Origin of the sequence: Chryseobacterium carnipullorum (genome assembly GCF_003815695.1) — a bacterium.
Lineage (GTDB): Bacteria > Bacteroidota > Bacteroidia > Flavobacteriales > Weeksellaceae > Chryseobacterium > Chryseobacterium carnipullorum.
Genome location: NZ_CP033920.1, coordinates 924,722 through 937,782, shown reverse-complemented (window position 1 = coordinate 937,782; position 13,061 = coordinate 924,722). Strand labels below are relative to the sequence as shown.

The following is a 13,061-nucleotide window of genomic DNA, read 5'->3' as shown; positions in this document are numbered from 1 at the left end:
CTTAAATATTAATGTTTTTAGGTGATACAGTGTTATAATGTTTCAATTTCCGGAATCTGAACGGAGAATTCTTTATTGGTCTATATGGCTGTTCCTACATCCTTCCACGGTTTATTCATTTGCTTTAAAAGAAATCCTTTCTCCCAGTGATAAGGAACTGTATCAATTTTTTTTACTTTGATGATGAATTTTGCATCATTTAAATTCACATTATTCATGGCAGCCCAGAAAGCCGTAAAATCTCGGATTCCGGTTTTCAGATTATCCTGATTGATCACATTATTTGAAACTTGGAAAGACCATTTCGTCCATATTGGTCCAGAAAGGTATTTTCCTGGAGTTCCGTCTTTTTCAATAATGGGTAACCAAATTTCGTGTCCTTTGTTATCTAGGTAGGCAATAGAAATAATATGGTTGTATTCCCGAAAATGCGAGTCAAGAAAAACGGCATGGTGAGTGATTCCTGCGTACGTTTTTGAACGTTTTTCTATTGCATCGGAAATCTTATTGATTCTTTTTCCAATCGATGTGTCTTCAAACCCTCCTTTTGCTCCTATTGAATTATAGGAAACAAGAACCTGTATTGCTATTATTAAAACAAGACCTATACTGATAAGGGAGATTTTGAGATCTTTTAATGTATAGTTTTGAAGAATTTTAAATTGATCTTCATCAGGTGGAAGAGAAGGTGGTGTATATCCGCAGTTCTCTTCAGTACATCGTTCGGTATTTCTGTTTTTGGCTACAAACTGATAAACGACTTTTCCTAGATGATAAACTCCGGGAATTCGTAATATCCAGCTTATAGGCCTTAAATAAGTAATCGCATTAAAAACCTGAATATAAGTATCGAGTCCTTTATACACCTTTCTGTTTTTTACCGAATGGATGTCATCCAGTAGATCGTCTACAGAAATATCTTTTAGTAATTTATCTTGTTCAGCATAATACTGAACCGTTCTAAAGTCAACTCTTTTAGCGATATCAAAATGCTGAATCGTAATCTTCGTACGGTTGCACAAAGGACATTCTCCATCATAGTAAAAAATAAGTTTTGCAGGCTTCTTATTAACTCTGAAAAGTCTTTCCCACCATGAAACAGGAACCATTAATATATAAATAGAACACATGCCTAAAGCAAAGTAGGGAATAGGATAGCATATTAGTATTCCTAAATGGAGGCCCAAACCAATAATCAGTAAGGGGAATTTCCATTTTTTGCGAAAAAAAGTAAAAATAAATATAGATTCAAAGGCCAGTGCTAAATACCCCATAAACAGCATGATATATTTCTGATCTAAAAGATTGGTGATCGAAATAAAGTTGGTAAACGGAAGGCTCGTAGGAAACCACACGCCTAAACCTTTGGTCCAGAATATTGATTGAAATTTATAAAATATAGAATCCAAATATACAAAAGCTACTCCAATAAAAAGGGGAATATAGTAGCATAAAATACTTACTTCTTTAGGTGGGGAATATAGAAACCTTGTATTTGAGTATTTATATTTCAGCAGTAACCTGTCGAGTGACAAATTTCTGGAAATGGGTAGGAATAACATCAGAAAGCTCATTCCCAGATAGGTATAAAACATATGATATTCGTAGGTGTTTATACTACCAATAAGAATAACAGTCAGTAAATAGTTAATGATGGTCATTAATCTGGTAAAAAGCCCGACCATCATAAAAATAAGAGCTATCATCCAGATTTTCAAAGGCGTCCCAAAGTCGATTTCCGCAGGAGTTACAAACGGAATCTTATCAAAAATCAGGTGCCTGAAATAATTGAGCTTAATGACCTCACAAAATAAAATTAATGAGAAGACTATTCTGAATATGGCAAGCCCCAGACCGGATATTTTTTTATTATAGAGTCTTTTGATCATATTCTATTCTAAAATTTTAGTAAAAATGTTTTCAGCATATTCATAGGAAGAAAACTCCTTCACCTGCTGTACTGCATTTTTTGAAAAAGCAGCATAGCGGTCTTTATCCAGTTCAAATATCTTTTGAATTCCTTCCGCCAATTTTTGGCTGTCTTTCATTGGTATTTTATACCCGTTGTAGTCATCTACAACCATATTGGTGACGACTCCTGTATCAAACCCTACAACGGGTGTTCCACACGCTAGTGCTTCCGAAACCATCATAGGACCGGAATCTTCAATGGATGTATTGATATAAACATCCGTGGCCTGATATAATAATGACAACAATCTGTAGTCTTTTATGTAATCTATTTTTTGTTTTTTAAAATGAATTCTGTCAAATTCTTCATTGATACTGTTGGAAACCACCAAAATGCATATTCTTTTTTTCAACTCTTCAGAAAGTTGCCTATCCAGCACCTCCAAAGCTTCAATGAGATATTTAAAGCCTTTTCTAGGATCCTCCATGTTCTGTGCTCCGGTGAGTATATAAAAATGGTCATCAGATAATGAAAAAACGGCTTTGGCTATATTTTTATTTCTATCATTCAGCAGGGTGGTATCTATTAAACTATTGACATTATATATAATTTCCTGGTTTTTATAGATTTTTGATTTTTTAGCCTGCTCTAATGTTAAACCGGATCCGGCTATGATCTGAAAAAAAGCTTTTTGAGCATTATCATATTTCCTTTCTAAATTGTCTTTCGCCACAAACTTTTGCGATTCTTCAAGAATTGCAGGACAATGCTCACAATTGTTGACATATCCTTCACAACCCCATGAAAAATGACATCCACCTGTGAAATGGTTCATATCCACCGTGATATTATACATTTTGGCTTGGGTAGCTTTATAAATATTAAAAAGATCAATGCTGTTAAGAAAATCAATTGTCATCCCTGTGAAAATATATTCAGGTATGAATCCTACTGATTTTAGCAGACTATCTACATTAATATTTTCTGTAATTTCGTCTTTACTTAGGAAAGAATATTTTCTGTCTGTGGTCAGTTTTGGCTGTACGGCTTTTTCTGGTTCTGACTGTGGGAGGTATGCTTTAATTTTTCGAACAACCTTCTCTATAAAAAAGTTCTTTTTAGGAGGCGGGACATTTTGTATATGAATATATGGTTTTATAAAATCATCAGTTTTTGTTTTGTTGCGGACACATAATACCACTTCATGGCCCATATTTTTTAAGATATGAGCGACTTTATACATCGCCTCATATGCGCCATTGACATCACCTGTAGATAAAACTAATATTTTTTTTTTCATCATTACATCCAGATTACAGGAGGATGAATTATACCATTATCTGTATCTCCTGCAAGAAAGTTTTCATGCCCTGTTTCAACGATATTAATCTGTATGCCTCCTTTTATATAATCGTAAAGCTCTACTCCGGGAGTATCCAAAGCAACGGAAAGTATATAGGTATTAGGAATCAGTCTGTTTCCTTCAATCTGTAAGGATAGGCTGTTTTCGTGCATGTCTTCAAATCTTTTTCTTGTAATAAAGATTACATTTTCAAACTTATCCAGTATGGCAATATTAATACGGACTCCCTTGTCAACACTCCTGTTGATGTAGTCTATCGTAATATTGATATCATCTATATGGCTGAACTCTGTTGTCTCAATATGTTTATTATTCGAAATTTTAATATTATGAATTTGAGCTTTTTTACTTAAATCTTCAATGTATTTGAATTCTGAATTAGGGGATAATTCATTAATGATGTAGTTCTCCATTATTTTATTGACACCACCCTGATCTACAATATTGCCGTGTTTCATGAGAATGCCCGTATTACATAATTGTTTAACGGCGGCCATATTGTGGCTCACAAATAAGATCGTACGTCCTTCTCCCTTGGTCACATCGCCCATTTTTCCCAAACATTTTTTCTGAAAATCAGCATCACCCACCGCTAAAACTTCATCAACAATCAAAATTTCTGATTCCAGATGCGCGGCTACGGCAAATGCTAAACGAACATACATTCCAGAAGAATACCTTTTTACCGGAGTGTCAATATATCTTTCTACCCCTGAAAAAGCAACGATTTCATCAAATTTTCGTGTAATCTCTTTTCGTGTCATTCCCAGAATAGCGCCATTGAGATAAACGTTTTCCCGACCTGTCATCTCGGGATGAAAGCCTGTGCCCACTTCCAGTAAAGAAGCAATTCTTCCATTGGTATAAATTTTTCCTGTGGTAGGTTTGGTTATTTTACTTAAGATTTTAAGCAAAGTAGATTTTCCTGCTCCATTCCGGCCTATGATCCCTACTGCACTTCCTTGCTCAATTTCGAAATTGATATCACTTAGGGACCATACGTATTCAGAATTTCCTTTTGTTGTTCTGTCATTGGTTTCCCCGATTTTTAAATAAGGATCTTCCTTACCTCTTACTTTATGCCAAAAACGGTTCAGATCATGAGACAGGGTACCTGTTCCCACTTGTCCCAGACGGTATTGTTTTGATATATTTTCTGCTTTTATGGCCAGCATATTTTTAATTGGAATTTAAAATTAATAAAGATTGCAAATATTACACAGTGTCCATAAAGGTTTTTTCCACCTTATTGAAAACTACGATTCCGATCATCAGAAGAATCACAATGATCACTGAGCTGATTCCCAGCATTACCGGTGAGAAATCTCCAACGCCCAGCCATGCATATTTAAAACATTCAAAAATACCTGTCAGGGGATTATAATAAGCCAAACTTTTAAAAATACCTTTTAGTGCTGATACCGGATAGATTACAGGAGTTGAATACATATACAGACTGACTCCGAATCCTAATAACATGCTGAGGTCTTTATATTTTGTGGTAAGTGAAGAAAAAATCATTCCGACCCCTAATGCGAAAAATGCCATAAGGATGATTAGAAAGGGAGTGGCCAAGATCCAGATATTAGGGTGTACGGCTCCCTTACTAAAATAATAAGCCCAGCATACAAGAAATAAAAGGAACTGTACTCCAAATCTCATAAGGTTGGATAGCACGATAGACAGGGGAGTTACAAGTCTTGGAAAGTAAACTTTTCCAAAGATCGCTGAGTTTCCTGAAAATGTAGAGGATGTGGCAAGCAGCGATGTGGAAAAATAATTCCAGAGGGTAACGCCGGCAAGGTAAAATAAAATGGGAGGCGCCCCATCTGTTGGAAGCTTGGCAATTCTACCAAATACCACGAGGTAAACGATGGTTGTAAAGATAGGGTTAATAAAAAACCAGATAGGGCCTAAAATAGTCTGTTTGAAACTTGAAACAAAGTCTCTTTTTACAAACATATAAACAAGGTCCTTATATTTCCAAACCTCTTTGAGCTTCAGATCAAAGAGAGAATGGCTCTCTTCAATTGTTTCTGTCCACTTTTGTTGTGGTTCATTCATTTGTGTAAGTTTATGCAAATTTAAAATATTTAATTTTTATTCTACTTTTCCTAATAGTTAATAATAATTCATATAAAATGAAAAATACTGACTAATATAATAATATTTGTTATTATGAACAAAAACTATTGACCATAAAGCCAATAGTTTTTAAAATTTGTAATATTGTATTTTTATTTATAGACCATTTATGTGAAATAGTCGCATAGCTGTTTTTTATACATAAAATGGGGATTTAATTATGCATTTCTGATTTAAAAATCATTGACAGCTTTAATGATAGTCTGGATTTCTTCTTCTTCTAAAACCGATGAAATAGGAAGACTCAATACTTGATCATGCATTTTTTCGGTGATAGGGAATGAAAGGTCATTATATTCCTTATATGCTTCCTGCTTATGAGGAGGTATAGGATAGTGTATGATGGTGTGAATACCTTTTTCCGTTAAATAAGCTTGAAGTTCATCTCTTTTTTCGGTTCTTATCACAAAAACATGCCATACGTGCTCGTTTTCATCTGCAGGATTTTCAGGAAGGATAATCTTTGGATTATTGATTTCTGAGATAAATCTTTTAGCGATTTCTCTTCTGGTTCCATTTTCGTGACCAATATACTTTAGCTTTACATCTAATACAGCTGCCTGAATTTCATCCAGCCTGGAATTTAATCCTTTATAAATGTTCACATATTTCTGATTTGATCCGTAATTTGCTACCGCACGAATGGTTTCAAAAAGTTCCTTATCATTTGTAGTCACTGCTCCGGCATCGCCCAAGGCTCCTAGGTTTTTACCTGGGTAGAAGCTGAATCCAGCAGCATCACCAAGATTTCCTGATTTTATACCATTCCATTCAGCTCCAATCGCTTGAGCGTTGTCTTCTACTATTTTTAGATGATATTTTTCGGCAATATTTTTAAGTTCTTCGGAAAAGACAATTCTTCCCTGAAGATGCACGATGAGTATTGCTTTTGTTTTTGAACTTATTTTTTCTTCAATTTTTGTAATGTCAATATTATAAGTGTTGACATCAGGCTCTACAAATACAGGAATTAGTCCATTGTCAGATAAAGCCAGAACTGAAGCGATATATGTATTGGCAGGAACAAGAACTTCATCTCCTGCTTTCATTATACCTAATTCAATATAAGCGCGGAAAATCAGACGAAGGGCATCCAGACCGTTGGCTACACCCAAGGCATATTCAGAACCGATGTATGAAGCCAGGTTGGTTTCAAAGTTTTTGAGTTCATTTCCCAAAAGATACCAGCCACTTCTGAAGACACTTAAAAGTTTATCTTCAATTTCTTCCTGATACGTTAGGTTTATTTTTTTTAGATCTAAAAAGTTAATCATTTTCGTAACCGTTTTTTAATTTCCAATTTTCAAAACCTTCATGTTCCCAAGGCATATTTCTTGAAAAACTATAAGGCCATGGGTAGTGAGACTTATCTGTATTTCTGGATTTAAGCTCTCTCACATCCTTGATTTTTTTTGCGGGATTTCCAATAATTAAAGAATAATCATCATATTTCCCACCTACTAGGGACTGGGCTCCCACTAAACAATGCTTTCCGATCTCGGCAGCTGGTAAAAGAACTGTACCCACGGCAATTTGTGAGAAATCTCCGACAGTAGGACCAATACAGGTGTCTGAAGGAGGGGTGGGATCATTGGTGAAAACAGCATAAGGATAAATAAAGACAAAATTTCCAATTTTAGATTGCTGTCCTATATGCACATTGCTGTGCAACCAGCAATTGTTTCCAAATTCTACATATCCCTGAATATCGGAAACAGTTCCAATTCTGCAGTTGTTTCCAAATTTTGAATGTTCTCGTATGGTTACACGATGTCCTGTAGAAAAATTTTCCCCAAAAACAGAACCTGCATAAATTATACTATGGCTTCTGATAAAAGCACCTTCTTTTAAAACGGTTTCAGGGTTTTCGTAACTGCTGGTAAAATAGTAATCATTTACAGGTTCTCCTATCACACAGTCGTTACAGATAATAGAATTATCACCGATGATCACATTGTCATATATAACAGTATTGTCGCCTATTCTGACATTTTTGCCTATTTTGGCTTTTTCACTGATATATACATTCCTATTATTGAATTTCATATATTTTTTAGGTATTATGATTTCTGACTTCTTTACTTTTGGGCTGTAATTTTTTTAAATTCTTCATAATCTCTAAAGTAGTCTTCTTCATCATATATTTCTGAAGCCAGACACAACAGTACCGCATTATGTGAGAACTGAATGTCTCGCCATACGAGTTTTGGAATATATAAGCCTTTTGTAGGATGATCTAAAGTAAAGGTCTCTTTTTTGCCATTCTCGTCTTCCGTATTAAAGATAATGGTCCCGGAAACAGCAAATATCATCTGCTGCAGTTCCTTATGGGCATGGCCGCCTCTCGTTACATCATGAGGCGTATAGTAGGTCCAGTAGACACGTTGTATTTCAAAAGGAACATTCTTCTGCGTCTCTGCTATCGTAATGTAGCCAAGTTGTGATGATCCTATTTTGTCAAATGTAACGATTTGTGGTGTATTGTATTCCATTAATGTTTCTAAAAAAGTTCTTTAAAGTCCCCAAAGTTAATTATAAAATTACTATCGGAAGAAGCCTGTTATTATTATATAACTTTGTATAAAAATCCACAATAAAATATCTGCTTCAGATTACAATAAAGGAATAGAATGTTTTATATTAACAACTATCGGCTGTAAAGCCAATAGTTGTTGAAATTTATAAATACTATAATACTATTTTTTGACGAGTTGTTTAAGGTATTCACCGTAACCGCTTTTTCCATATTTTTCGGCAGTTTCCAGTAGCTTTTCTTCGTTGATAAATTTGTTTCTGAAGGCAATTTCTTCTATACATCCGATTTTGAAACCCTGTCTTTTTTCAATAACGCTTACAAATTCAGAAGCATCATGCAGAGAATCAAAAGTTCCAGTATCCAGCCAGGCAGTACCTCTGTCAAGAACGCCTACCTCAAGCTTATCTTTGCTTAAATAAACGTTGTTGACGTCCGTGATTTCAAGCTCTCCTCTTGGGGAGGGTTGAATATTTTTTGCTATTTCCACAACCTCATTATCATAAAAATAAAGCCCTGGAACTGCATAGTTTGATTTTGGATTTAAAGGTTTTTCTTCTATAGAAATAGCCTTAAAATCATTGTCAAATTCTACAACACCGTATCTTTCCGGGTCAGATACGTGGTAGGCGAAAACAACACCACCCTGTGGATTGGTTTTATTTTTAAGCAAGGTGCCCATTTCAGAACCGTAGAATATATTGTCTCCCAAAACAAGGGCAACAGGATCATTTCCGATGAAAGTGTCACCTAAAATGAAAGCCTGAGCCAGTCCGTCTGGACTTGGTTGTACAACATATTCTATGTTACATCCGATCTGAGATCCGTCACCTAAAAGCTTAATAAACCCTGGCTGGTCATGGGGCGTTGTGATGATCAAAATATCTTTGATCCCTGCCAGTAGCAACGTTGATAGGGGATAATAGATCATTGGTTTGTCATAAACAGGCATAAGCTGCTTGCTTACTGCGATTGTAAGAGGGTAAAGTCTCGTTCCGGATCCTCCGGCCAATATGATTCCTTTCATTTTAAGTTTGTATTTATACTATTGAATTGGATATTTCCTGCATCAAAATTTATGATAAATTTGCCACTGTGATCTGAAAGATTTTCATATTGGCTGTATTTTTTCAAAACATTTGATAGCTCTTCAAAATTTTTAGAATTTTTGTTAAGCGCAATATGCAGTTTATAATATGCCTTAATTGTTCCTCCATATAAATATCCGTTTTCAGATAGATTTTTTAAGAAAGAGCGGTATTCATTTGGCTTTTGTAGTGGACCGTGTAGTAATACAGGGTTTTTCTGATTTTCTTCTCCGTTTAGTATGACAATAATATCTGGCTTATATTTATTAAGATATCTTATATATAGTTCTGTTTTTAATGAGCTATTCTTGTTTGATACTAATTTTGCCAAATAAGGTTCAGAGAGACCATTCAGATCGATAAATTTACAAGAGAATGAATAAGGAATTGCCCCTGCGTCTCCAAATGCAAAATAAATATCGCCAGGGTTTTTAATATTTTCGTTAAAATATTTTCCTAGCTGAATGTATTTATGTTGATTAATTTGAGTCTCTGTATCTGGAATAAATGAAAAAATATTATTTCTTACGTTAGCTGAAGTCTTACCGATCTGTAAAATAGCAATACCTGCAAGCAGGACGCCTCTTTTATTTGAAAATATCTGGATAATAATGAATGACATCAGAATATAAATCATTCCCATAATATTAATCAGGTAGCGGAAATGAACACCAATAAGTGGATTGCTTTTAAGAAAGAAAAGGATGGTCACAAAACAGATAATAACTGAAGAGATTATTATATTTTTATCAATAAATTTTTCGTCTTTTTTTAGAATCTTAAAACCGATTGTTGCTAGAATAATAAATATAATATGAAACTTATACTCCAGTAAAAAATCTTTTACATATAAAATGCCATCCTTGTTAAGCAATCCCGGACTGCTCATTTTCCGGTAGAAACCAGTAGGAAAAATATCACCAAATATTAAATATTTAACCAGAAGATAGGCAATAAATACACTAAGAAAGTAAATAAAATGTCTTATGTATTTTATTTTATCTGCAAAAATTAGCAATACATAGAGTAAAAAAGGGGAGAATATAACAATGTTTTCAGGTCTTATTAAGATAGAAATAAAATAAATAATAAATAATAATAATGTTCCCTTCTGAGAGGTTTTTATCCGTACACAACCATAGATCATTATTAAAAAACAAAGCAGATTTAGTAGGGTCTCAAAAGTCCATCCAATGATTCCTGTGATATTTTTGTCAATAAAGCAAAAGCTTACGAAAAGGATAGCTGCCAAAACACCATTGCTTTTTTTGCTGGTATTTAAGTTTATTGCTTTTAGTAAAAAAAATCCAGATAAAATTAGAGCAGTGGAGTTGATAAAAAAACCAGCAACTGGTAATGGAAATTTTATGTACTCGAAAGGAATGAGGAGTAAAAGGTAGATTAAACTTGTAAATCCTTCACTTGGAATTTTTCTTGAGTCATATGCAAAATAATTACCGTTGACAAAATTTTTAGCATAGTTGAAATAGACATATGTGTCATCATTTACCATTATTTCAACATTCAAAATAATACAAATAATAGTTATTATTGCAAAAACTAGATAAAATCGGGGTGTTAAAATTTTACTTAATTCGAAGTTTAAAATATTATTCATACTGTGAATTATAATACTTTTGGTAGTCGCCACTGGTTACATTCTCAAGCCACTCTTTGTTCTCAAGATACCAGTCGATCGTTTTTCCTAAACCTTCTTCAAAAGTTACGGATGGCTTCCATCCTAAATTTTTATTAAGTTTATTTGCATCGATAGCATATCTTTTGTCATGTCCGGGTCTGTCTTTTACGAATGTGATTAGTTTTTCAGAATAACCTTCAGGTTTTCCAAGTTTTTCATCCATTTGTTTGATCAGTTCTTTGACAAGGTCAATATTCTGCCATTCATTGAAACCTCCGATATTGTATGTTTCACCGGTTTTTGCGTCATTAAATATCTGATGGATCGCTTTTGCGTGGTCTATAACATATAACCAGTCTCTTGTATATTTTCCATCACCATAAATTGGCAATGGTCTTTCGTTGATAATATTAGAGATACAAAGCGGAATCAGTTTCTCAGGAAAGTGATTGGGTCCATAGTTATTGGAGCAATTAGAAACTATAAATGGCATTCCATAGGTATTTCCATATGCTCTTACCAAGTGGTCTGAGGCAGCCTTCGAAGCAGAGTATGGAGATTGAGGGTCGTAGGCAGTTGTTTCTAAAAAGAATCCCGTTTCACCAAGACTTCCATATACCTCGTCTGTAGAAACATGATAGAACAAATTACTTCTTTTCTCGTTAGGGAATCTTCCGTGGGTATGATCTGGATTTAATGTCCAGAATTCTTTACATAAGTTAAGAAGATTAGCCGTCCCGTTTACATTCGTATTAATAAAAGCCATTGGGTCTGTAATACTTCTGTCTACGTGGCTTTCTGCTGCAAGATGTACTACAGCGTCGGGATTGTATTTTTCAAAAACTTTTCTTAATTCTTCAGGCTTTGTAATATCTGCCTTTTCGAAAACATAATTGGGCTCGTTTTCAATGTCCTTCAGGTTTTCTAAATTTCCCGCATAAGTAAGGGCGTCTAGGTTAATGATCGTAGTATCCGGATTTTTTTTTACGAATTCTCTAACCACATGAGAGCCTATGAATCCGGCTCCTCCGGTAATAATTATATTTCTCATCTATTTATTTTCTATGGTCTTTCTTCCTATACTCTTATAGTGGAACCCATTTTGTTCTGGAGTCTCCAAGGGATACATATTTCTTCCGTCAAAAATGACTTTGTTTTTCATTTTTTTTGCCATCAGTTCAAAATTAGGATTCTTAAACTCAGGCCATTCTGTAGCGATAAATAAGGCGTCTGCATCTTCCAGTGCATCGTACATTCCTTTTGCGTAATGAATTTTATCCCCAAGGATTTTCTTTACATTACTTTCCGCTACCGCATCATACGCAGCAATTTCTGCGCCCTTTTCCAATAAAAGGGCAATATTGTCCAAAGAAGATGCTTCGCGAATATCATCTGTGTTGGCTTTAAAGGCTAGCCCCCACATGGCGATTTTTTTTCCTTTGATATTTCCTCCGAAATATTTTTCAATTTCTGAAACCAGAATTACTTTTTGAGCGGTATTTACTCTTTCAGTAGCCTCAAGAATCTGAAAATTGAAATCTTCCTGTATTCCGGACTTGATAAGCGCTTTTACATCTTTAGGAAAACAGCTTCCTCCATATCCAATTCCCGGGAAAAGAAATCGTTGCCCAATTCTATCATCACTTCCCATTCCAAGTCTTACTTTGTCTACATCTGCTCCTACTTTTTCACAGTAATTGGCAATTTCATTCATGAACGTAATCTTTACTGCTAAGAATGAGTTGGATGCATATTTTGTAAGCTCTGATGACTTCTCATCCATAAAGATGATAGGGATTCCCGTATTGGTAAAGGGTTGATAAATCTGAGCCATGATGTTTTTTGCTTTTTCGGAGCTTGCCCCCACAACGACTCTTGAAGGATTCATAGAATCTTCCACTGCAAAGCCTTCTCTTAAAAATTCAGGGTTTGAAACGACATCAAAAGGGATGTTTGTTTTGGAAGCAATTACTTCTCTGACTTTATCTGCTGTTCCTACAGGAACGGTGCTTTTATTGACAATTACTTTGTATTCAGTCATCATTTCTCCAATGTTATTGGCAACCTGAATGACATATGAAAGATCTGCAGAGCCATCCTCACCCGGAGGTGTTGGCAGTGCAAGATAAATGACTTCACTTTTATCCAGAGCTTCCTTAAGATTGGTGGTGAAAAATAATCTTTCAGATTGAATGTTTCTTAAAAACATTTCTTCAAGGTTCGGCTCATAGATGGGAATAATGCCGTTTTTCATACCTTCTACTTTCTTTTCATCAATATCAACACAGTAAACTGAATTGCCAAGTTCTGCCAGGGTAGTACCTGTAACCAGCCCTACATAACCTGTTCCTACAATTGTTATATTCAAAATGTATGTTTTT

Annotated in this window: 11 protein-coding genes; all 11 read right to left on the bottom strand. The window is 34.7% G+C overall.

The features are described 5' to 3' along the window. Positions 1-80: 80 nt before the first annotated feature. Entirely contained in the window at positions 81-1,889 is a 1,809-nt protein-coding gene (locus EG346_RS04400) for a DCC1-like thiol-disulfide oxidoreductase family protein (protein WP_123877108.1), read from the bottom strand. 3 nt (positions 1,890-1,892) lie between these two features. After that, on the bottom strand, positions 1,893-3,215 hold the full coding sequence (locus tag EG346_RS04395) for a glycosyltransferase (protein ID WP_123877107.1): 1,323 nt from the start codon (positions 3,213-3,215) through the stop codon (positions 1,893-1,895). Further along, positions 3,215-4,450 carry an ABC transporter ATP-binding protein gene (locus EG346_RS04390; RefSeq protein ID WP_073330296.1) on the bottom strand — a complete coding sequence of 412 codons (1,236 nt, stop codon included), beginning with the start codon at positions 4,448-4,450 and terminating at the stop codon, positions 3,215-3,217. The genes EG346_RS04395 and EG346_RS04390 overlap by 1 nt, the downstream gene beginning before the upstream one ends. 40 nt (positions 4,451-4,490) lie before the next feature. After that, positions 4,491-5,339, bottom strand: a complete 849-nt coding sequence (locus tag EG346_RS04385) for an ABC transporter permease (RefSeq protein WP_073330292.1) — start codon at positions 5,337-5,339, stop codon at positions 4,491-4,493. A gap of 254 nt (positions 5,340-5,593) precedes the next feature. Continuing rightward, a complete protein-coding gene (locus EG346_RS04380) occupies positions 5,594-6,694 on the bottom strand; it encodes a DegT/DnrJ/EryC1/StrS family aminotransferase (RefSeq protein ID WP_123877106.1) in 1,101 nt (366 codons plus the stop codon). Next, complete coding sequence (locus tag EG346_RS04375) at positions 6,687-7,466, bottom strand: acyltransferase (protein WP_123877105.1); 780 nt, start codon at positions 7,464-7,466, stop codon at positions 6,687-6,689. Before EG346_RS04375 ends, EG346_RS04380 begins: the two co-directional genes overlap by 8 nt. Before the next feature lie 32 nt (positions 7,467-7,498). Continuing rightward, entirely contained in the window at positions 7,499-7,912 is a 414-nt protein-coding gene (locus EG346_RS04370; protein ID WP_073330283.1) for a sugar 3,4-ketoisomerase, read from the bottom strand. 204 nt (positions 7,913-8,116) lie between these two features. Beyond that, complete coding sequence (gene rfbA / locus EG346_RS04365; protein WP_073330280.1) at positions 8,117-8,980, bottom strand: glucose-1-phosphate thymidylyltransferase RfbA; 864 nt, start codon at positions 8,978-8,980, stop codon at positions 8,117-8,119. Then, positions 8,977-10,659 (bottom strand): DUF8728 domain-containing protein, encoded by a 1,683-nt coding sequence (locus EG346_RS04360; protein WP_123877104.1) that lies wholly within the window; start codon positions 10,657-10,659, stop codon positions 8,977-8,979. Before EG346_RS04360 ends, rfbA begins: the two co-directional genes overlap by 4 nt. After that, positions 10,652-11,731 (bottom strand): dTDP-glucose 4,6-dehydratase, encoded by a 1,080-nt coding sequence (gene rfbB, locus EG346_RS04355; RefSeq protein ID WP_123877103.1) that lies wholly within the window; start codon positions 11,729-11,731, stop codon positions 10,652-10,654. The genes EG346_RS04360 and rfbB overlap by 8 nt, the downstream gene beginning before the upstream one ends. Beyond that, on the bottom strand, positions 11,732-13,048 hold the full coding sequence (locus tag EG346_RS04350; RefSeq protein WP_123877102.1) for a UDP-glucose dehydrogenase family protein: 1,317 nt from the start codon (positions 13,046-13,048) through the stop codon (positions 11,732-11,734). Between the last annotated feature and the right edge of the window lie 13 nt (positions 13,049-13,061).

Excerpts from the sequence above, each read along its gene's own strand:
- EG346_RS04380 (WP_123877106.1), bottom strand. The coding sequence starts at position 6,694 with ATGATTAACTTTTTAGATCTAAAAAAAATAAACCTAACGTATCAGGAA.
- EG346_RS04385 (WP_073330292.1), bottom strand. The coding sequence starts at position 5,339 with ATGAATGAACCACAACAAAAGTGGACAGAAACAATTGAAGAGAGCCAT.
- rfbA (WP_073330280.1), bottom strand. The coding sequence starts at position 8,980 with ATGAAAGGAATCATATTGGCCGGAGGATCCGGAACGAGACTTTACCCT.
- EG346_RS04370 (WP_073330283.1), bottom strand. The coding sequence starts at position 7,912 with ATGGAATACAATACACCACAAATCGTTACATTTGACAAAATAGGATCA.
- EG346_RS04390 (WP_073330296.1), bottom strand. The coding sequence starts at position 4,450 with ATGCTGGCCATAAAAGCAGAAAATATATCAAAACAATACCGTCTGGGA.
- EG346_RS04395 (WP_123877107.1), bottom strand. The coding sequence starts at position 3,215 with ATGATGAAAAAAAAAATATTAGTTTTATCTACAGGTGATGTCAATGGC.
- rfbB (WP_123877103.1), bottom strand. The coding sequence starts at position 11,731 with ATGAGAAATATAATTATTACCGGAGGAGCCGGATTCATAGGCTCTCAT.
- EG346_RS04400 (WP_123877108.1), bottom strand. The coding sequence starts at position 1,889 with ATGATCAAAAGACTCTATAATAAAAAAATATCCGGTCTGGGGCTTGCC.
- EG346_RS04360 (WP_123877104.1), bottom strand. The coding sequence starts at position 10,659 with ATGAATAATATTTTAAACTTCGAATTAAGTAAAATTTTAACACCCCGA.
- EG346_RS04375 (WP_123877105.1), bottom strand. The coding sequence starts at position 7,466 with ATGAAATTCAATAATAGGAATGTATATATCAGTGAAAAAGCCAAAATA.